The organism is Hyphomonas sediminis (genome assembly GCF_019679475.1).
Lineage (GTDB): Bacteria > Pseudomonadota > Alphaproteobacteria > Caulobacterales > Hyphomonadaceae > Hyphomonas > Hyphomonas sediminis.
This window is the reverse complement of the sequence record NZ_JAIEZP010000001.1, coordinates 2,574,293-2,593,820: the sequence shown is the minus strand read 5'-3', so window position 1 is coordinate 2,593,820 and position 19,528 is coordinate 2,574,293. Positions and strand designations below refer to the sequence as shown.

Here is a 19,528-nt window from a genome sequence, read left to right as displayed (position 1 = left end):
TGGGGAAGAAGGCTCATGGAGAAGCCACCGTCAACGCCGGATTTTGCGAGACTGCGCCGCTTGCGGCTGGTCGCCATCATGGCCGGCGTCATTGTTTTTGCCGGGGCGGGATGGATGATGGATGTGTTCCGGGCGCCGGAGGTGGCGACGGCGGCGCTGGCCTTCGCCTTTGCTGCGATCACGTTCAGCGCCCTGTTTTACTTTGGCGCGCTGCTGACCGAGGGCTCGCTCCAGAAGTACATCCTGAAAGACGAGACCGTCATCAAGGGCGACAATGTCGAGATGGTGACCCACACCAAGCCGGCAGAGGACGCCGAGACCGAACGGTGGGTGGGCACTTATGTGTTCACGCGCAACCTGTTCGGAATGTCGGTCATCCCGTTGCTGATACTGGCGTATTTCTACTTTTTTGGCTGACCAGTTACTCGGTTTCGAGCGCGATGCCTTTTTCGGCCATCAGGTCGCGGAGCTCGCCATTCTCGAACATTTCCTTGATAATGTCGCAGCCGCCGACGAATTCGCCCTTCACATAGAGCTGCGGAATGGTTGGCCAGTTCGTATAGGCCTTGATGCCTTCGCGCACGGCCTGATCGGCCAGCACGTTGGTGGCGACATATTCGACGCCCAGATAGTCCAGAATCTGGACCACGACCGAGGAGAAGCCGCATTGCGGGAAGGTCGGCGTGCCCTTCATGAAGAGGACAACGTCGTTTTCTTTGACGGCCTTGTCGATGGCGTCGAGGGTTGCCTGGTCGGTCATGTGGGTATCTCCGCGTTTGCGTTCATGTGATGCGGCGGGCGGGCGGGGTCAAGGGGCGGTTCCATATGCCATTGGCCGGACTGGCTTTGCCTTTTTTGCTCGGCGGTGTTGCTGAGCTCTTCGGTCTCAGCCCGCCTGCGCCTGCGCTTTGCTTGTGAGATGTCAGGCTGTGTGTGCAATGTTTGTTTCCATGCGAGTTTGGCCGGACTGGCGGGGCCATCCGGGTTTGGGGCAGGTGTTGGCTCCTGATGCGGAGCCTCGCGCGGCGGGCGCCGCGGCGCCCGGGAAAGAAAATGTGTTTGCGGTGTGGGCACCTCGCCCGCCGCGCATCTGCCGCCGGAGTTTCGGGCAGTTATCGGGATGACTTCGGCGCTGCCAGGTCTTGCCTGTCCCTCGGGCAATCGCAGTGCGATTGCTGATCCTCGGAACCCGTCAACTCTCGTGGCCTTCTCCTTGCGGGGAAGGCGGGCCAGTCGGGTTTCTCTACCGGCTTTTTCGGACTTATGTAGCAAGCGCACCAAGCCCAAACGGGGGCGCCCGTGATTAGGGGGATGCTGCTAGTTTGCGTGATTATGTTTTTCGGCCAGTGTCAAAAAGCCGATGCCATCTCCCATGTGCTCTGGGTCCAAGTAGGCTTGAAAGGTCACAAACCGACGCTTTTTGAACACGTCACGATAAATGATATATCCGGCCAAAACTGGGACAATGTTCTTGCTCATAATACCATCATAAATGGATTGGGACATTTCAATTGTTCCGCCTACGTACCCCGTGTTGGCATAAGCTGGTGCAATAATCATCTTAGAGAGCCAATCAGTATTAGAGAACCTGATTTTTGGCTTACTTGCCGGGTCGCTCAGGAAAACTTGAGCAATATAGCGAACTTCATAGGCGGGAGTGTTGCCAGAATTTCGTATCAAAAATTCAAATCTCGGTTTCCCACCGACATAGAAGTTCGTAACCGTCAAATCTTGAACCGACAACCAAGCTCGGGTTTGGGCCATGTTGAACGCCCGAGCTTCATCAAGCTGGGTTCTGGTCAGTATCAGGGCTTCGTTATCGGCGTTCGCGGATTTCTCAGCGGCCTTCCAAGCAAAGAGCGCGTATCTGACGGTAAAGAACAATCCCACCAACCCGCAAACGCTTACGCCAACAGCGGCCCAGGCAGCCAGAGCCATGCTTTGTTGGGCCTTCAGATCGGCGGATTGCTCGGTTTGCTGGGCGCCGTTGTTGGCTATTTGTTGGCTGAGATCAGTATCAGGAACAACAGGCGCGAATGAATGATAGCGGTTATTATGGCCCACCAAGCCCGCAGCCAGCAGCATCAGGAAAATTGCTGCTAGACTTCCAGTGACAGGGTGGAAGAGCCGATCGCCTTCAGACATTGCAGCAAGAACGCGGCTGAAAAGCCGCAATGCGATGGCTGCGCCGGTCAGCCGGGTATTTAAGGGGTACTGGCAGCGGGCCTAACTGCAAAAATTCCGATTCCGTTAATGGAGGCGTTGCTATATGTAACAGGCAATGCCAGCCTCATTTGACCCCAAAAAATCAGCTCAGGTCGCCGCCTTCTTTTGTTTAAAAGCAGGCGGAAAGATCAATGTTCTCAAGCTTGTAAAGCTTATGTATTTATCGGACCGGCTCAGTATGGAACGGTCTGGATCGCCAGTTGTGTACGACAAGTTCGTCTCAATGAAGTTTGGTCCCGTTGTATCGGAGACCTACAATCTCATCAAAGGGGAAACAGAGTCCGAACAATGGGATGACTTAATTGTTGACCTTGAGAAACATACCGTCGGGCTGGCCCGAAAGTTGACAGATGATGATTCCGACCAATTAAGCCGCTTTGAAGAGCGGATTCTGGAAGAGGTTTGGGCGACTTTTGGCGACATGGACCGCTTCAAGTTGGCCGAGTTGACACATAAAATTTGTCCTGAGTGGGAAGATCCGGGTGACAGCTCGAAGGAAATTCCTAGAGAGAGAATTTTCAAGTTTCTGAAGCCCGAAACTGCGGATGAAATGGCTCGTCGGCTTGATACCGAGTACGGGCTTCGAGCTGCTCTTTCGAGGAACTAATGACCTACGTCCCAGCGAAGTGTGGGACGTTATTTATTCCGTCCAACATAAAAGACGATAAACATCTTTTCTTCATTCTGAACGATGCGTGCAAGCAAGGGTGCCATCTGCTCGTCAATGTCACGTCCATTTATGAGGGCGTCCATTTCGATCCGGCTTGCGTTGTTGAGGTCGGGGAGCATCCTTTCATCAAGCACAAAAGCTATATGAACTACAGGTTGGCAGATGTGCATGTTTCTGCTCGACTGACGAAAATGGTCGGTCTTCGATACTTCACGCCCGGCGACGCCGCGTCCGAAGAGCTAGTCGAGAAAATTCTCAAGGGTGCCGAAGCCTCAGACTACATACCAAAACGCATACTTAAGTATCTCAAATCAATCGGGCGTTAGGTCTGTTATTTCTATTCATCCGCTTCACACAAGCCCGCACGCTGGCCTTCACGCGGCCCAGCAAGTCCACGTCCTGATGATCCATCCCCCTGCGTTCCATGACGTAGAGCGTGATCTGGTGAGGCTTGGCGTGCCCTTCTCTCAAGGCATCACCAACCAGGCGCATCAGCTCGCCAGCCCTGAACATGGCAGGAAGCCGCCTGCGCTTGATGGCGTCTATGGATTGCGGGTTGCTATAGCCCAAGACGATCAGTGCCCCGTCTATGTGGCGCAGGTCTTCTTGTAGCTGGGCAATCTGTCCGGCAAGCTCTGCGCGCTTCCGTACCAGCCCTGAAATAACGTGATCTGTCATTGCCAGAGAATCCCAAATCAGGGAGACTCAGGGAAGGCGCGAAGTTGGTGCGCTTGCTACAGAAGTCCGGGCTTTTTGGTCCGGCTCACCTGGATCAACGTCCCTAGGGATTGGCTGGACCGTTAGCCCCAACCGCTCCCATCCTCCGGGGCGACCCCTCACAAACCGAACGGTACCGGCCCGGCTCCTTGTGAGAGGATGAGGGGAGTTTGCGGGATGGGAGCACTAGGGCGGATAAGTTTTCCTTCTGCGGTGTCATCCCGGACGGCCCGCAGGGCCGATCCGGGACCTTCTCTCCGCTTGCGTGCGCCCTCGAGAAGGTCCCGGCTCTGCGGCCGCTGCGCGGCCTTGGCCGGGATGACACGGGGGGTGAGGTTTGGGGGGGGAGGTAATCGTTGCGCGTTTTCCGGTGCGGGTGGGGCGTGGTGGATAAGGTGGGGGGCTTATCCCTTCTTAAACCCTCGATACGTTGCCCTATAAAGGATGCAGGATACCTTGTTCACGACTCCAGTAAGCTGAAGATGCCTCGCAAACTTCTGAACGGTAGATGTTGCCGATATCCTTTGCGCCGCCCCATCCCGCGCCCATCACAAAAATATCGACGCGCTGATCACTGTGCTTGAGTACGAAATTGTCTCCTCCCTGCGGACAGTACCCTTCAACTTTCCGGCGCCATATAGTGTCCTTAATGGCGGAAATATCATTCTTAGAAAGTGCGTTCAGGCGCCGGATTCCGTGTGTGTCGCCGCCACAATCGACCGTATAGAGGCACGCAAACTCGATGTCCGAATGCACTTCCCGCATATGCCGGTCGATGCTCGTATTCATCCCGGACGGTGAAAGTGTTATCCACGCCCAAAGGCTGGCGATTGGATCAGACACATATATACCAAGACAAAGCAGCGCGCCGGTAACCAAGATCCGAAAAGACCAGCGCCTGGTTATCGGCGTCTTCTTGCCTGTTTTCCTGCTCACCATCCGCAGCTCTGGCCCTCATTCTGTTCCTTCAGATAAACCATCAGCGGATCGAAATATTCGATGATGGCGCTGCCATCCATTTCGCGGGTGCCGGTGAATTTTTCCAGCGTGTCCGGCCAGGGTTCGGACATGCCGGCTTCCATCATTTCTTCGAAGCGGCGGCCAACTTCCTTGTTGCCATAAATGGAGCAGCGATGGAGCGGGCCTTCCCAGCCGGCCTGCTCGCAGGCTGCCTTGTGGAACTGGAACTGCATGATGAAGCTGAGGAAGTAGCGCAGGTAAGGCGTGTTGCCGGGGATGTGGTATTTCGCGCCGGGATCGAACGCATCCGCGGGGCGCGGGCCGGGCGGGATGATGCCCTGGTTCTTCAGGCGAATGTCCGTCCACGACTGATTATATTGCTCCGGCGCGGTATCGCCGGAGAGGACGCCCCAGCGCCAGCTGTCGACTGACAGGGCAAAGGGCAGGAAGGCGATCTTGTCGAGCGCCGTGCGCAGGAGGAGCGCCGTATCGGCGTCAGGGCCGGGCTTTTCCTCTGCCGTGATGAGGCCGATCTGTTCCAGATATTCCGGCGTGATCGACAGGGCGATGAAATCCCCGATGGCCTCATGGAAGCCGTCATGGGCGCCGTTCTTGTAGAGGAAATCCTGGAAGCGGTAGGCGAGTTGGTAGTAGTTGTGCCCGAGTTCGTGGTGCACGGTGTAGAAGTCTTCCGAATTCACCTGCGTACACATCTTGATACGGACATCCTCAAAGTCATCGAGATCCCATGCCGAAGCATGGCAGACGACTTCGCGGTCTTCCGGCTTGGTGATCATCGACCGTTCCCAGAAGGTTTCCGGGAGGGATTGCAGGCCAAGTGAAGTGAAGAAGGCTTCACCGGTCTGCACCATCTTCAGCGGCGTATAGCCCTGTTCGACAAGCCGCTGGGTGACATCATAGCTGGGGCTGGGCGTGTCGGTCTTGAGGATGTCGTAAACACCCGACCAGCTTTGCGCCCACATATTGCCGAGCAGGTCTGCTCGGATCGGGCCGGTGGCGGGCTGGACGGCCTCGCCATAATAGCTGTTCAGGCGCGTGCGCGCGTAGCAGTGAAGCTCCTTGTAGAGGGGCTCCACCTGCGTCCACAGGCGTTGGACTTCCGCTTCCATTTCGGCGGGCGGCATGTCGTAATTCGACAGCCACATTTGGTCGAGGCTGGGATAGCCCAGCTCGCGTGCGCCTTCATTGGCGATGGTGACCATGCGGGCATAGTCGGGCGCCATGGGCGCGGCGATTGAATGCCAGCCTTCCCACATGGCTTTGAGCTCAGCCGGATTGCGCGAGTCCTGAATGATGCGGGAGGCTTCGAGCAGGTCGATCTCGCGGCCATTATAGAGGAACTTGCCGGTCGAGTAGGTCGCGTCGAGGCGGGTGGTGATGTCGGCCAGCTCCTCGGCGGTGCCGTCGCGCGAGGGGGCTGGCAGGGTGATGCCGCTGCGCAGGATCTGCATCTTGCGGGCAACGTCTGCGGGCAGTTCCTTCACATCGAACTTCTTGGAGGTGTTGGCGAGGCTGACGGTGAGTTTCGTGAACTCGGCGCCCTGCGAGGCGGCGGCGGCGTTGGTCTCGTCGGTAATGTTGGTGGCCTGGTTCCAGTAGGCCTGGGCGGCCTCATGGCTCTTGGCGGAGATGCGTGTTTCGGCGTCCTTCAGGAAGGCGCGGGCCTCGATCGCCTTTTCTTCCATGGCGATGGCATCGGGGTCGATCTTGGTTTTGGTAGGTCCGCAGGACGCGAGCGCGACTGCAAGCGCCGCAGCGCTCGCCGTTATCATGGCGGGTTTCAGGATTTGACGCATCATTATGGAGCCCTCCCAGGGATGCTTTCCCAAGGAGACCGCGAACCGGCCGCTACGTCAATCGGTGACGGAAAAGATGGCGCTCAGGGCGCGCGCGTCTTGAGGGCGAGGGCGTGGAGGACGCCGCCCATGTCGCCCTTCAGGGCTTCGTAGACCATCTGGTGTTGGCGCACGCGGGGCACGCCGGCGAATTTGGCGCTGACGATTTCGGCCTGCCAGTGATTGTCGTCGCCCGCGAGGTCGGTGAGTGTGATTTCAGCCTCGGGGAAGGCATCCGTCAGGTATTTCATCAGCGTGTCGCGGCTCATGCCCATGGCAGCTCTCCTCGGCGGGACGGTGGGCTAGGCACATGCGGCGGCGCGGCGTAAGGGTCAAGGCATGAGCGACAAGAAGCCCCACAAAGCCCACTGGCATTACGCAAACCGGGACATGCTGCTGGGCGGCGGCCTGATGATAGCCGTGATGCTGGCTGTCTGGCTGTTCTGGCCGCGCGGGGACGAAGAATTGCCCGGCGTGACGTATCATCCTGTCTATGCCGATGCGGGGGAAATGCTGCACCTGGCGCAGGTGCTTTCCTCTGATGCGCTGGAGGGCCGTGCGAGCGGCACGGCCGGAAACGAAGCGGCGCGCGGTTTTATCCACAAGCGGTTCGAGGAAATCGGCCTGCTGCCATTGCCGGGCTTTCAGGCCTACACGCACAGCTTCCCGATTGTGCCGCGTGAGGCGGACGCCGCGCCGATCGAGGGGGCCAACCTTGTTGGCATGATCCCGGGCAAGACGCCGGGCGCGGGACCAGCCATGCTGATTACGGCGCATTACGACCATCTCGGCATCCGGGGCGGCGAGATCTACAACGGCGCGGACGACAATGCGTCGGGATCGGCGGCGCTGGTGGCGGTGGCGGAGTATTTCGCGCTGCACAAGCCCGAGCACGACATCTTCATTGCGGCGCTGGACGGGGAGGAGATTGGCTTTCTCGGCGCGCGGGCGTTGGCGCGGATGGAGGGGTTTGACCTCTCGCGCGTGGCGCTGAATCTGAACTTCGACATGGTGAGCCGGTCTGACGTGGGCGAGCTTTATGTGTCGGGCACGTATCATACGCCGGCACTGGCGGAGATGGTGAGCCAGGTGGCGGCCGGCGCGCCCGTAACGCTGCTGATGGGGCATGACCGGCCGGAAGAAGGGCCAAATGACTGGACGATGCAGTCCGACCATGCGGTGTTCCATCAGGCGGGCATTCCGATCCTCTATTTCGGGGTGGAGGATCATCCTGACTATCACAAGCCGACCGATGACTTCGACAATGTGACGCTCGACTTCTATGTGCGCGCGGCCGACACGCTGGTCATGGCGGCACTGGCAGCGGACGCAGAGCTTCCCCAGATATATGCCCTGCGCCGGGAACCGGCCGCAGCAACAGATCAACCACAAGGAAACGCCGAATGACCAACATGGTCTCCTATATCCTGAAAGCCTCGACCGCGCAGACGCTGGGCGCGCTCAAGGGCATCCTCATCAAGGGCGAGGCCTATGCGCGGGCGCTGAACGTGGAGGATAGGGTGCTCCTCTCCGCGCGGCTCTATCCGGATATGTTTGATGTGACGCGGCAGGTGCAGATTGCCTGCGATACCGTGGCGCGGGGCGCGGCCCGGCTTGCCGGGATCGACATGCCGAGCTTTCCGGATACGGAGCAGAGCTTTGCGGAGCTGATCGCGCGGTGCGAGAAGGCGATTGCCTACGTCAATTCGGTCGATGACGCGAAGATTGACGCCAATGCCGATGTGACGCTGCAAATCCCGATGGGGCCGAACACGGTTCCGATGGAGGGGAAAGCCTATCTCTCCGGTTTCGTGCTGACGAACCTGCATTTTCACGCCGCCATGGCGTATGGCCTGTTGCGCAAGCAGGGCGTGGCGCTTGGAAAGCGCGACTTCCTGGTGCCGGCTGCGTGACATCTGCGTAATTAATCAGATTGCGGTCTATTCAGGTCTGAAGGCGGCGGCTGGCAACAGCCGCCGCTTTTGTTTGGAAACAATGCCTTATTCCGGCGGATCGCAAAAAGATTAACTGAATCTGGGGTGTGGCGCGGATGCAACACATGCAGATTGCGGCAGTTTCACTGGAACCGGACAGGATTTCTGTCCGTTGTCTTCGCGTGCCCCGCCAGAACGGCGGTCACCCAAATCTTCAGTAGCGTTTCTGGAAGGAGACAAAATGTTCAGATCCCTGCTTATTGCGACGGCCGCTACCGGCCTTGCCGCGGCTGCTCACGCACAGGAAACCGGCCCTTATCTTGAAGGCGGTTACCAGTATCTCGACATCAAGCCTGACGGCGCCGACAGTGGCGTTGACACCAATGCTATCGCGGCACGTGCTGGCTGGCGTTTCAACGACATCTTCAGCCTTGAGGCCGAGCTGGCAACTGGTATTGATGATGGCGAGTTCGACTATAATGTCGACGAGGACTCTCTCAACTTCGACGACAACAATGATGGCGACCTCAGCGATGTTATTGCGGCGTCCGGTGATATCGGCCTGAACTATCTGACGGGCATTTACGGTAAGGCGAGCCTTCCGCTTACGGAGCGGCTGAACGCTTACGCCCGGGCCGGCTATGCGTATGTTGATCTTGATGCATCGCTTGCCACTCCGGGTGGTCTCGACATCAATGTGGAAGATTCAGCCGATGGTCCGGCTTTTGGTGCCGGCATGAGCTATGATCTCAGCGACAACCTCTATCTGAAGGGTGATTACACTTATTACTCTTTCGACAGCACGGACACGAGCGGTGTGATGCTGGGTGTCGGCTACAAGTTCTGAGAAGAGCGGTAGCGGCTCACCAGGCCGAGGGCGCCCTCTCCCGAATTCGGGGGAGGGCGTCGTTTCTTTTGGGGTGGAAGCACCTCAGATGGCGTTCATGTATCCCGGCAGCCAGCCCTCATGGGCAGTGCGCAGATCTTTCAGCGGGAGAACGGTTTTCTGGCTCTTGCGCAGATCGTGCATGAAGGTGATCGCGCCGGTATTCTCGACAACGCCGGCGAAGAAGCCCGGCGTGTCGCCGAGCGCGTCCAGAACGGCATCTTCATTTTTCGCGGCGACCAGATAACGGCCCTGAGTCTCGCTGAAGAGATAGGCCAGCGCGCCAAGGCCGCCGAGGCGGTCTTCCTGCGCATCGAGCATGATGCCGACATTGCCTGCCAGAGCCATTTCGGCGGCGGCAACAGCAAGGCCGCCATCGCTGATGTCGTGGACCGCGTGAACGAGGCCCTTGGCGATCAGCTGGCGAACAATATCCGCATTGCGGATTTCTTCTTCCAGGATGACGCGCGGTGGCGGGCCAAGATCGTCACCTTTCACGCCCAGCCATTTGCGGGCGTAGAGCGAGGCGCCGAATTCAGCCTCGGTTTCACCAATGATGATCAAGGTGTCGCCGGCTTGCGCGCCTTTGAGTGTCGCAATTTTCGTGAGATTGTCGATCAGGCCGACGCCGCCGACAACCGGGGTGGGCGGAATGGCTTTGCCATCGGTCTCGTTATAGAGCGACACGTTGCCGGAAACGACCGGGAACTCAAGCACGCGGCAGGCTTCGGCCATGCCCTCGATGGCCTTGACGATGTAGCCCATCGTGGCCGGTTTTTCCGGGTTGCCGAAGTTCAGGTTGTCGGTGATCGCGATCGGCGTGGCGCCGACGGCGGAAAGGTTGCGGTAGGCTTCGGCCACGGCCTGTTTGCCGCCCTCATAGGGATCTGCCGCCACATAGTGCGGGTTGCAATCCGAGCAGATTGCCAGCGCTTTGTTGGTGCCGTGGACGCGCACAATAGCGGCGTCGCCTCCCGATTGCGAGCTGTCGATCGTGTCGTTCATGACGTGGCGATCGTATTGTTCCCAAACCCAGCGCTTGGAGGCCATGTCGGGCGTCGACATGAGTTTCACGAGGACATCGCTATAGCTGGCCGGAGCCGGATATTTCGAAACGTCAAAAGCGGTGCGCTGCGGCGGCTCCGTCCACGGACGGTCATAGTTCGGGGCATCTTCACCCAGCGGCGCGACAGGGATGTCGCACACGACTTCGCCGAACTGTTTCAGCACGAGGCGGCCGGTTTCGGTGGTGATGCCGATCACTTCGGCGTCGAGATCCCATTTGTCGAAGATGGCCTTGGCCACGGCTTCCTTGCCGGGCTTCAGGATCATCAGCATACGCTCCTGGCTCTCCGACAGCATGATTTCATAGGCTGTCATGCCCGTTTCGCGCTGGGGAACAGCGTCGAGGTCCATCTCGATGCCGACGCCGCCTTTGTCCGCCATCTCAACGGAGGACGAGGTGAGGCCGGCGGCGCCCATGTCCTGGATGGACTGGATCGCATCGGTCGCCATCAGCTCAAGGCAGGCTTCAATGAGGAGCTTCTCAGTGAAGGGGTCACCGACCTGAACGGTGGGGCGATTGTCTTCCTCGCCTTCCGTGAACTCGGCGGAGGCCATGGTGGCGCCGTGGATGCCGTCGCGGCCAGTCTTTGAGCCGACATAGAGGATCGGCAGGCCTGGCAGGGCGCCGCGGGCGTAGAAGATCTTGTCCTGGTCTGCGAGGCCGACGGCCATCGCGTTGACGAGGATGTTGCCGTTATAGCCTTCGTCGAACTGGGTTTCGCCGGCCACCGTCGGCACGCCGACGCAGTTGCCATAGCCGCCGATGCCCGCGACCACGCCGGAGACGAGCTGGCGGGTTTTCGGGTGGCTCGGATCGCCAAAGCGCAGGGCGTTGACCAGCGCCACGGGGCGCGCGCCCATCGTGAACACGTCGCGCAGGATGCCGCCGACGCCGGTGGCCGCGCCCTGATAGGGCTCGATATAGGAGGGGTGGTTGTGGCTCTCCATCTTGAAGATGGCGGCCTGACCGTCGCCGATGTCGATCACGCCGGCGTTTTCACCGGGGCCCTGGATGACGCGCGGGCCTTTGGTGGGGAATTTCGACAGGTGGCGGCGCGAGGATTTGTAGGAGCAGTGCTCCGACCACATCACCGAATAGATGCCGAGTTCGACAAGGTTGGGCTTGCGGCCAAGGCGGCTGACCAGCCGCTCCCATTCATCGGCCTTGATGCCGTGCTCGACGCCGGAGGCGGCGTCCTGTTCGGCCTTGAGATGGGAGAGAATGGCGGCGGTATCGGTCATCGGATCGGTCCGTGCGTAAGATTTGGCGCAGCGCTAGGCTGGTTTGGCGGGTTGTTCAACCGCCAGAAGCGCATCGAGTGCAGGATGCGGCGGCAGGGAACGCAGATATGTCTCGTAATTCTTCCAACGGCCGATAGAGCGGTCGTGCAGCGGCTCACGCACCTGCCAGACTGAGGCGGTTTTCACCGGGGCGCTGGACTTGTGGAATTCGAGGCAGGCAGGCTCGAAGGGCAGGCCGAGGAAGTCGAGAATGCGGCGCACTTCCTGGTCGGGCTGCAGGACGACGGCTTCATAAGGAACTGTCAGGATGTCTCCTGCAAACAGGCGATTCCAATGGCTCATCATGCGCCGCTCGGCGTGGATGTGGGCGGCGATGTCTTCAATTTCAAAGCTGTAGTTGAGGGTGACATCCAAATTTTGCCCCCAGATCGAGATCAACGTATCGAGCGGGTGCCGCACAGTGTTGATAATCTTGGCATTGGGAAAGAGCAGCTTGATCAGGCCAACGTGCCAGAAATTGTCGGGGCGCTTGTCGGTGACCACTTCAGCGCTGGGGTAAAGCATGCGGGTTCGGTTCAGGTAGGCTTCCGCGTACTCCTTAATCTGCTCATCCGAAGCATTGGCAATCTGTTCCGGCATGCTGCCAAGGCCGCGTGCGATACGGGGCACCATGTCCAACTCTCCGCCAGCGGCAACGGCGGAATGCGCGCCGATAATCTGTTCCACAAGCGTTGATCCTGAGCGGAACATGCCCAGCACGAAGACCGGGCGAGGCTGGGGGGCTTCTATTCCAGCGCGGCGGTCGCGCGCTGCGACAAACGCGGCGCCGATGCGTTCGGCTCGCTTCTGCTCATTGATACCGTCATAGGGGGCCAGCGTGCCGCGGGAAGCAATGCGTGCGTTCGACTTGGCATTCTTGAAGTTCTCGGTCGCATCGCCATAAGCGCCGCAGCTGTCGAGCAGGCGGCCCAGGGCGAATTGTAGCAAGGCCTTATCTGCGGGCAGAAGGTCGGCTTTTGCCATCCGGGTGCGCAGCCGGGTGATCATAGGGTCTTGCCGATCTGCAGCCATTCCGAGGCCCGCGAGCCGATAAAGGAGGACTGCGTTGTCCGGCGCGATCTGCAGGCCACGCTCGTATGCGGAACGTGCAGCATCACGCTCGCCGAGATCCTCATGCAGATTGCCGAGATTTGCCAGCGCCGGGATGTATTTCGGGTTCAGCTCTAGAGCCTTCTCCAGTTCCGCCTTCGCGTCGGCGGGTCTGGCCAAGGCGTCGGAGAAGATCGCAGCGCGGTTGAGGTGTACCTCTTCGGCGTCCTGAACACCGCGGCGCAGTGCTTCGTCGTATGCTGTCAGAGCTTCGTCGGCTTGGCTGCTTTGCCGCAGGAGCCAGCCTAGATTGTACCAGCTGTCCGGGAGATCGGGATATGCTCCCAGAAGGGCGCGGTAAGCGGAAATGGCTTCGGGAACCCGGCCCTCTGCGCGCAGGCGCGAGGCGGTGGTCAGGAGTTCTTGCTGGCGTGTTTCGGTCATCTCAGCCGTTTAGCCGTGAACTTTCCCCTCCGCTATAGGGCAGCGTGCATTGATCACGCGCTTTCGTTGATCACTCACGCCGTGTCATGCTTCACGTGTTGGGCGGATCCCGGCTGCGGCGCGCCATTGCGGTAAGTTCTGTTCCCTCCCTACGATGCCGCAAAAGGAGCGCCTTCGATGCCAAACCTAACTCGCCGGTCTGTTCTTCTGGGGTTGGGCGCGAGCGCGCTGGCGGCCTGTGTTACGGCGCCGACGAGCGTGGTGACGTGGCCGCCTGCGCGGCCTTTTCCGAAGGTGTTGGTAGAGCGCGACAGGATTACTCGCACGGTGGTTGGCTTGCGGCCCTACCGGGCACAGGGGTTCCGACTGGAAGCGGAGCGCTTTGGCGAGAAGATTGTGGTGCACAATTACGGGCATGGCGGCAGCGGCGTCACCCTATCCTGGGGCACCAGCCAGCGGGCGGCCGTGATGGCGGGGGAGGCCGGCCGGCTTGACGTGGCGGTGCTTGGTGGCGGCGTCATGGGGCTGACCAGTGCGTTGATCCTGGCGCGGCGGGGGTATGTGGTGACTGTCTATGCCGAAGCGATGCACCCAAACACGACCTCGAATATCGCTGGGGCGCTCTGGCGACCGTCGAGCCTTTACAGCCGGGATGTGGCGACCGAAGAGTTCCTTGCCTTGAATGCGAAGGTGACGCGCGAGGCGCATCGGGGCTTCCTGCCTTATGTGAACCGACCGGGATACGGCGTCAGCTGGGTTCAGCATTCTGATCTGACGAACACCGTGCCGGAGCAGCGTCGCGAACTGCCGGGCGGGGATGAACTGTATCCGGATCTGGAAATCCTGACGCGTGAGACGCGGTTTGGCTTTGCCTATGAAGAGCGTTGCCATTCGCTGATGATCGATCCGGACTATTACCTCGACATGCTGATGAAGGATGCGCAGGCGGCCGGGGCAAAGTTCATTGCGCGCCGGTTCGAGACGCTGGATGAGGTATTGGCATTGGCGCAGCCGGTGATTGTCAACTGTACTGGGCTTGGCGCGCGGACACTGTTTGGCGATGAAACCCTGACGCCGATCCGTGGCCAGCTGACACATCTGCTGCCCCAGCCCGAAATTGATTATTCCTACATTGTGGGCGGGCTCTACATGTTCCCGCGCAAGACAGGTCTTGTCTTGGGCGGAAGCCACAACGCGGACGATTGGTCACTCGATGTGCGCGAGGATCAGGTCCGGCGCATGATCGACGGGCACGCAGCGCTCGCGGAGAAAGCGGCTTATTCCACTTATTCGGAACCGTAATGTTCGGGGCCATTTCGGGGCAATGCTGCGGCGGGTGAAACCGGCGGCGAATTGATGCGTTGGCAAACTCAAGTGACGCATCAGAGGAGCCAGATTATGCGGAACCCGTTGATTGCCCTTGTCCCCGCCGTGCTGATTGCCGGATGGGCCCATGCGCAGACGCAAGCACCCGTCGCTGAAGATCAGCCGGCGGAAGCGCAGGCCGAACAGGCAGAGAGGGAAGCTGAACCTGAAGAAGAAAAAGCGCCGCCGCCGGAAGTCACGACAACGAATGTGGAAGGCGTGTGGGAGCGGTCTTCCGCAGGCGGACGGGACACGGCAACGTTTACCTCTGCGACCGGCGAGATGCTGTTTTCAGCGTCCTGCATTCCGGCAGACACTGAGACCGGCAACAAGATGATGGTCATCAAGGCGGCATCTGCTGAAGATACGGTCGGCGCCATCGACCTGTTCACCTCGGCAGGGAATGCACGCGTTCCGGCGGCGCCTGACCTGTCTCCCGACACAGCAGCAGGCATGGCTGAACCTGTGAGCCAACAGACCTTTGTTCTGGCTTCGGGCGCGGGGGATCTGCGCGTCGTATCGGGCTCGCGTGGCATGGTCTTCGAAACCGATCCCATGCTTAAATCGGTTGTCCGCGCATGCCACCCGGCGCCGGGCGCGGTTCCGCAGGTCCAGCCTGAGGAAGAGGCGGACGAAGAGGCAGAGCCCGCCGCCACCAACAGCTAAAAATTATCGGCCGCCCCAACTGGGGCGGCCGTTTCAATTTTGTGGGCCGAAAGTCTTCAGGCGATCGATTCGTCAATGCTCGCGAGATGCGCCTTGATGGCTGCCTCCGGCAGGAAGCTGCCGGTGAAGCTGTTGCGGGCGAGCTGGATGAGCTGGTCGTTTGACAGGTCCAGCGCCTCGGCGGTTTTCTCGTAATTACGACCGATATAGCCGCCGAAATAGGCCGGGTCATCCGAGTTCACAGTTACGAGCAGGCCTTGCTCGAGCTGCGCTTTCACGGGGCTTTTCTTCAGATCGTCGATGACGCAGAGGGACAAGTTCGACAACGGACAATTGGTCAGCGGAACCTGCATGTCGCGGATGATGCTGACAAGCTCGGGATCTTCCATGCAGCGGTTGCCATGGTCGATCCGGTCAACGCCAATGTCGAGCAGGGCTTCCCGGACATAGGAAGGCGGGCCTTCTTCGCCGGCATGCATGCAGAGCTTGAAGCCGATCTCGGCGCAGCGCTGGTAGAGGCGCTCGAACTTCAGCGGCGGGTGGCCGACTTCTGAGGAATCCAGGCCGACACCCACGAACTTGTCGTGCCAGCGCTCGGACTCCACCAGGAGGTCGAAGCCGTCTTCTTCGGAGAGATGCCGCAGGAAGCTCATAATGAGATAGGAGCTGATGCCGAGTTCCTGCTCGCCCTTCCGGATGGCCGCCAGGATGCCATCGGTGACGACGCCGAAAGGCACGCCGCGCTCAGTGTGCGCCTGCGGATCGTAGAACATCTCGACATGGCGGACATTGTCGGCCTTGGCGCGCTGGAGATAGGCCAAGGTCAAGTCGAAGAAGTCTTCCTCCGTGCGCAGCACCTGCATGCCCTGATAATAGAGGTCGAGGAATTCCTGCAGGTTTGAGAAGTTGTAGGCGGCCTTTGCGTCTTCCAGCGTCTTGAACGGAAGGTCGATCTTGTTGCGCGCCGCCAGCGCCATCATCAGCTCCGGCTCGAAACTGCCTTCGATATGCAGGTGAAGCTCAGCCTTGGGCAGGCGGGCGATGAGGTCGGTCTGGTGCGAATTGGTCATAAAGGGAATTAGATAGGGCGCGTCAGTCTTTGTCCAGATGGGGCGCATAGAGGGGTTACAATGCAGAATAATAATGGTTGAATTACTGATTGTTTGCCGGGGCTAATGATGTGTATCCGAAATATGGCTGTCTGCCTGGGCGCAATTATATCCTGTGCGATCACCGATGCGCCATCGGCTGAGGTTCAACCTGCTCAACCTTGTGACATGGTGTTCGACGACGGCGGTGAGGGGCCGGATAAGGAGCAGCTTTGGGAGCACGTGCTCGCAACTTATCAGGCTGATTGTTTGAATGAATCGCTAGCGGCAGGGTTGCGGCTCAAGGACCTTGAGGCGGAACAACCTCAAATGCGAACTTATGGATACCTGATCCTGAACTATTGGAAGCTGGATCGGATCGCCGAGGGCCGCTCGATATACGAAGAGAGCTTGGAGGCGTTCGGTCCAGTACCATCCACCGGACAAAGAAAGTCAGAGAATTTGGATGCAGGATCGCTGCCTACTGATGCACAGCCTATCCCCGCGCCAAAAACAAGAGTCCCTAATGAAGCTTTGGCCTCTGGCATTGCGGGAACGTGTGACGTCCGGTTTGATGTAGATGTCGAAGGAAACCCAAAAAATATCGTCGCATTCTGTACGCACGACAATTTCAAAACGCTTGCTGAGGACCGGATAGCGGCCAGCACGTTTGCCCCAAAGATAGTCGGCGGAGAAGCTGTTGAACGGAAGAAGGTTGTCTACCCGATTGAGTTCGACTTCTCGCGAAATCCCGAGCCCACTTTAGCGGATTAGGCCGCCGCCATCAGGCTCTTGAACAGGGCAACGCCGTCGCTGCCGCCTTCATGGTCGCCGATGGCGCGTTCGGGGTGGGGCATCATGCCGAGGACGCGGCCGTTTTCCGAGAGGATGCCGGCGATGTCGCGGGCGGCGCCGTTGGGGTTCTCGCCGCTGGTATAGCGGAACGGCACGCGGCCTTCGCCTTCCAGGCGATCCAGCGTTGCGTCGTCTGCGAAGAAGTTGCCTTCGGCATGGGCAATGGGGATCACGATCTCGCTGCCGCCGGCATAGGCGCTGGTGAAGGCCGTGTTGCTGCTCTCGACCTTCAGTTTCTGCGGGCGGCAGACGAAGTGGAGCGAGGCATTGCGCACCAGTGCGCCGGGTAGGAGGCCGGTTTCGGTGAGGATCTGGAAGCCGTTGCAGACGCCGAGGACGTAGCCGCCGCGTTCGGCATGGGCTTTGAGCTGCGAGATGATGGGCGAGTTGCCCGCCATGGCGCCGCAGCGCAGGTAATCGCCGTAAGAGAAGCCGCCGGGCACCATCACGAGGTCTGTTCCGGCGGGGATTTCCCCATCCTTGTGCCAGACCATGGCCGGCGCCTTGCCGGTCAGCTTGGCCAGCGCATCCTGCGCGTCACGATCACAGTTCGAGCCAGGGAAGACGATAACAGCGGTTTTCATGGCGGCTCTTTAGCAGGGAGTCGGGGAGATTGGAAACGGGAATGGCGGGAAAACTGAGTGAGGATTTTAAGCCACATAAGCCGTTGAAAGGATTGAAACGCCCTTGCCGGAATCCCGGCAGCGCGCCATTTTCCGCTCACCACACACGGGAGATACCTCAATGAAAAAAGTGATGATGGCGCTGATCGCCGTTGTTGCCCTGCCGACGCTGGCAGCCTGCAACACGATTGAAGGCATCGGCAAAGACGTGAAGGCCGGTGGACAGGCTGTCGAAGAGACCGCCAAGGAAGTCAAAGACGATATCACGAAGTGATCTCGATCAGGTGGCGGGTGCCTCAGGCCTCCGCCACCTGGCCCTACTTGCCCTGAAAGATGAACCAGGCGCCGAGCGCAATTAGGCCGAACCCGATCGCATGGTTCCAGCCGAGCGGCTCTTTCAGCACCCACACCGAAAATCCGGCAAACACGATCAGGGTGATAACCTCCTGAATCGTTTTGAGTTCTGCGGCAGAATAGACCGAATGGCCCCAGCGGTTTGCAGGCACGGCGAAGATATATTCGATGAGGGCAATGCCCCAGCTGGCGAAGATGACGAGCAGCAGGGGCGCCGTCTTGAATTTGAGGTGGCCATACCAGGCCATGGTCATGAACAGGTTGGAGATCGACAGGAGGACGATCGGCAGGACATGCGGCGGCATGAGGGGCTCCGGAAGCGTGAAGAGGCCAGGGCCGGAATCATGGTGTCGCCGGTCAGCCCGTCGGCAGATTAGCCTGTCTCATCGATTGCGGAAGCGGGCGCCGATCAGTCCTCGAACACGGCGATGACCGGCACATGGTCCGACGGTTTTTCCATCGCGCGGGCCTTGCGGTAGATTTCCGTGCCGGTGAGGCGGTCGGTCATGCGCGGGCAGGCGAGGACATGGTCGATCCGGATGCCATGATCCTTCTGGAAGGCGCCGCCCTGATAATCCCAGAACGTATATTGGTGGGCGCGCCCATCGCAGGCGGCGAAGGCGTCCGTCAGGCCCAGATGCTTGAGCTTGCGGTAGGCCGCGCGGGTTTCGGGCAGGCCGAGCGCGTCGGTGTTCCAGACCGTGTCGTCCCAGCAGTCTTCCGGCGCGGGAATGGCGTTATAGTCCCCGCACAGCACAAATGGCTCTTCGGATTTGAGGAGGGCTTGCGTGTGTTCTTCGAGCGCGGCGATCCATTCGAGCTTGTAATCGTACTTTTCGCCCGGTGTGGGATTGCCGTTGGGCAGATACAGCCCGCCGACCCGCACGGGGCGCTCTGCCATCACGGTCGCCTCGATATAGCGGGCCTGCTCGTCCTTCAGGGTCGACATCTCCTTGACGACGCCTTCCAGGGGAAATTTCGAGAGCAGGGCAACGCCGTTATAGCTCTTCTGGCCATGAACCGCGCAATTCCAGCCCTGTTCCTCGATCTCGAGATAGGGGAAGGCATCGGTTTCGCACTTCAGTTCCTGCAGGCAAACGACATCAGCCTGTATGTCCTGCAGCACTTGCAAGACAGTTGGCAGACGGGCCTTGATCGAATTCACGTTCCAGGTGGCAATACGCATGGCTTATGCTCTTAAGCAGCTTCGCCGCATTGTTCCAGCAGGCAGGGACGCCTATACTGGGGGAAACCTCAGGAGTCGCGTTCATGTCGCCAAGCATAATTCAACTGCTCATCGTGGTCGTTGTTGCGCTGCTGTTGTTTGGCGGGCGTGGGCGCATTTCCTCGATCATGGGCGACATGGCCAAGGGGATCGGCGCTTTCCGCAAAGGCCTCAAGGATGAGGAAACCAAACCGGTCGGCAAAGACGACATGGTCGACATCACGCCCAAGAAAGACGAGACGAAAGCTTCGTCCTGAGCCACT

23 protein-coding genes and 1 pseudogene are annotated in these 19,528 nt (G+C 59.5%); 11 read left to right on the top strand and 13 right to left on the bottom strand.

Features of this window, described 5'->3' with window-relative positions; genetic code table 11:
• Nucleotides 1-15 precede the first annotated feature (15 nt).
• A complete protein-coding gene (locus tag K1X12_RS12760; protein WP_220987951.1) occupies nucleotides 16-417 on the top strand; it encodes a hypothetical protein in 402 nt (133 codons plus the stop codon).
• 4 nt (nucleotides 418-421) lie between these two features.
• Here K1X12_RS12760 and grxD read toward each other — a convergent pair whose 3' ends face one another.
• The 3 genes and pseudogenes from grxD to K1X12_RS17225 form a co-directional block, all read right to left on the bottom strand.
• Entirely contained in the window at nucleotides 422-760 is a 339-nt protein-coding gene (gene grxD, locus K1X12_RS12755; RefSeq protein WP_220987950.1) for a Grx4 family monothiol glutaredoxin, read from the bottom strand.
• Between the two features lie 557 nt (nucleotides 761-1,317).
• The gene (locus K1X12_RS12750; protein ID WP_220987949.1) at nucleotides 1,318-2,085 is read right to left on the bottom strand and encodes a hypothetical protein; all 768 of its coding nucleotides are present in this window, start codon (nucleotides 2,083-2,085) and stop codon (nucleotides 1,318-1,320) included.
• 14 nt (nucleotides 2,086-2,099) lie between these two features.
• Nucleotides 2,100-2,174 (bottom strand): annotated as a pseudogene (locus K1X12_RS17225) (hypothetical protein); the annotation flags it as partial.
• 107 nt (nucleotides 2,175-2,281) lie between these two features.
• Here K1X12_RS17225 and K1X12_RS12740 point away from each other — a divergent pair.
• Complete coding sequence (locus K1X12_RS12740) at nucleotides 2,282-2,833, top strand: Panacea domain-containing protein (protein ID WP_220987948.1); 552 nt, start codon at nucleotides 2,282-2,284, stop codon at nucleotides 2,831-2,833.
• The gene (locus K1X12_RS12735) at nucleotides 2,833-3,222 is read left to right on the top strand and encodes a hypothetical protein (protein WP_220987947.1); all 390 of its coding nucleotides are present in this window, start codon (nucleotides 2,833-2,835) and stop codon (nucleotides 3,220-3,222) included. Before K1X12_RS12740 ends, K1X12_RS12735 begins: the two co-directional genes overlap by 1 nt.
• Here K1X12_RS12735 and K1X12_RS12730 read toward each other — a convergent pair.
• The 4 genes from K1X12_RS12730 to K1X12_RS12715 form a co-directional block, all read right to left on the bottom strand.
• Nucleotides 3,203-3,574: a hypothetical protein gene (locus tag K1X12_RS12730; protein WP_220987946.1), complete on the bottom strand. Its 372-nt coding sequence runs from the start codon at nucleotides 3,572-3,574 to the stop codon at nucleotides 3,203-3,205. The two genes, K1X12_RS12735 and K1X12_RS12730, sit on opposite strands and share 20 nt — an antisense overlap.
• Before the next feature lie 474 nt (nucleotides 3,575-4,048).
• A complete protein-coding gene (locus K1X12_RS12725; RefSeq protein ID WP_220987945.1) occupies nucleotides 4,049-4,552 on the bottom strand; it encodes a hypothetical protein in 504 nt (167 codons plus the stop codon).
• Complete coding sequence (locus tag K1X12_RS12720; protein ID WP_220987944.1) at nucleotides 4,546-6,393, bottom strand: M2 family metallopeptidase; 1,848 nt, start codon at nucleotides 6,391-6,393, stop codon at nucleotides 4,546-4,548. Before K1X12_RS12720 ends, K1X12_RS12725 begins: the two co-directional genes overlap by 7 nt.
• Nucleotides 6,394-6,473: 80 nt before the next feature.
• Entirely contained in the window at nucleotides 6,474-6,704 is a 231-nt protein-coding gene (locus K1X12_RS12715) for a BolA/IbaG family iron-sulfur metabolism protein (RefSeq protein ID WP_220987943.1), read from the bottom strand.
• A 64-nt stretch (nucleotides 6,705-6,768) separates the two neighbouring features.
• Between K1X12_RS12715 and K1X12_RS12710 the strand changes: the two genes are divergently transcribed.
• The 3 genes from K1X12_RS12710 (at nucleotide 6,769) to K1X12_RS12700 (ending at nucleotide 9,210) form a co-directional block, all read left to right on the top strand.
• Complete coding sequence (locus tag K1X12_RS12710) at nucleotides 6,769-7,836, top strand: M28 family peptidase (RefSeq protein WP_220987942.1); 1,068 nt, start codon at nucleotides 6,769-6,771, stop codon at nucleotides 7,834-7,836.
• Nucleotides 7,833-8,342: a DUF1993 domain-containing protein gene (locus K1X12_RS12705; protein WP_220987941.1), complete on the top strand. Its 510-nt coding sequence runs from the start codon at nucleotides 7,833-7,835 to the stop codon at nucleotides 8,340-8,342. Before K1X12_RS12710 ends, K1X12_RS12705 begins: the two co-directional genes overlap by 4 nt.
• 262 nt (nucleotides 8,343-8,604) lie before the next feature.
• Nucleotides 8,605-9,210: an outer membrane protein gene (locus tag K1X12_RS12700; RefSeq protein ID WP_220987940.1), complete on the top strand. Its 606-nt coding sequence runs from the start codon at nucleotides 8,605-8,607 to the stop codon at nucleotides 9,208-9,210.
• An 84-nt stretch (nucleotides 9,211-9,294) separates the two neighbouring features.
• On the opposite strand, the gene purL is transcribed toward K1X12_RS12700, so the two are convergent.
• Both purL and K1X12_RS12690 read right to left on the bottom strand, forming a co-directional pair.
• A complete protein-coding gene (purL, locus tag K1X12_RS12695) occupies nucleotides 9,295-11,556 on the bottom strand; it encodes a phosphoribosylformylglycinamidine synthase subunit PurL (protein ID WP_220987939.1) in 2,262 nt (753 codons plus the stop codon).
• A gap of 33 nt (nucleotides 11,557-11,589) precedes the next feature.
• Nucleotides 11,590-13,089 carry a tetratricopeptide repeat-containing sulfotransferase family protein gene (locus K1X12_RS12690; RefSeq protein ID WP_220987938.1) on the bottom strand — a complete coding sequence of 500 codons (1,500 nt, stop codon included), beginning with the start codon at nucleotides 13,087-13,089 and terminating at the stop codon, nucleotides 11,590-11,592.
• Between the two features lie 177 nt (nucleotides 13,090-13,266).
• Here K1X12_RS12690 and K1X12_RS12685 point away from each other — a divergent pair, with 177 nt between their 5' ends.
• On the top strand, nucleotides 13,267-14,391 hold the full coding sequence (locus K1X12_RS12685) for an FAD-dependent oxidoreductase (protein ID WP_220987937.1): 1,125 nt from the start codon (nucleotides 13,267-13,269) through the stop codon (nucleotides 14,389-14,391).
• A gap of 96 nt (nucleotides 14,392-14,487) precedes the next feature.
• The gene (locus K1X12_RS12680; protein WP_220987936.1) at nucleotides 14,488-15,120 is read left to right on the top strand and encodes a hypothetical protein; all 633 of its coding nucleotides are present in this window, start codon (nucleotides 14,488-14,490) and stop codon (nucleotides 15,118-15,120) included.
• Nucleotides 15,121-15,176: 56 nt separating this feature from the next.
• Here the strand turns inward: K1X12_RS12680 and K1X12_RS12675 are convergent, their stop codons facing one another.
• Nucleotides 15,177-16,190, bottom strand: a complete 1,014-nt coding sequence (locus tag K1X12_RS12675) for an adenosine deaminase (protein ID WP_220987935.1) — start codon at nucleotides 16,188-16,190, stop codon at nucleotides 15,177-15,179.
• 123 nt (nucleotides 16,191-16,313) lie between these two features.
• Here K1X12_RS12675 and K1X12_RS12670 point away from each other — a divergent pair, with 123 nt between their 5' ends.
• Complete coding sequence (locus K1X12_RS12670) at nucleotides 16,314-16,982, top strand: energy transducer TonB (protein ID WP_220987934.1); 669 nt, start codon at nucleotides 16,314-16,316, stop codon at nucleotides 16,980-16,982.
• Here the strand turns inward: K1X12_RS12670 and purQ are convergent.
• Entirely contained in the window at nucleotides 16,979-17,647 is a 669-nt protein-coding gene (gene purQ / locus K1X12_RS12665) for a phosphoribosylformylglycinamidine synthase subunit PurQ (protein WP_220987933.1), read from the bottom strand. The genes K1X12_RS12670 and purQ overlap by 4 nt on opposite strands.
• 160 nt (nucleotides 17,648-17,807) lie before the next feature.
• On the opposite strand from purQ, the gene K1X12_RS12660 reads away from it, so the two are divergent.
• On the top strand, nucleotides 17,808-17,960 hold the full coding sequence (locus tag K1X12_RS12660) for an entericidin A/B family lipoprotein (RefSeq protein WP_225907972.1): 153 nt from the start codon (nucleotides 17,808-17,810) through the stop codon (nucleotides 17,958-17,960).
• Between the two features lie 43 nt (nucleotides 17,961-18,003).
• On the opposite strand, the gene K1X12_RS12655 is transcribed toward K1X12_RS12660, so the two are convergent.
• Together K1X12_RS12655 and xth are read right to left on the bottom strand one after the other, a co-directional pair.
• A complete protein-coding gene (locus tag K1X12_RS12655) occupies nucleotides 18,004-18,345 on the bottom strand; it encodes a DMT family protein (protein ID WP_220987932.1) in 342 nt (113 codons plus the stop codon).
• 104 nt (nucleotides 18,346-18,449) lie between these two features.
• A complete protein-coding gene (gene xth, locus K1X12_RS12650; protein WP_220987931.1) occupies nucleotides 18,450-19,226 on the bottom strand; it encodes an exodeoxyribonuclease III in 777 nt (258 codons plus the stop codon).
• Nucleotides 19,227-19,309: 83 nt separating this feature from the next.
• Here xth and tatA point away from each other — a divergent pair, with 83 nt between their 5' ends.
• Entirely contained in the window at nucleotides 19,310-19,522 is a 213-nt protein-coding gene (gene tatA, locus K1X12_RS12645) for a twin-arginine translocase TatA/TatE family subunit (RefSeq protein ID WP_220987930.1), read from the top strand.
• Nucleotides 19,523-19,528 lie beyond the last annotated feature (6 nt).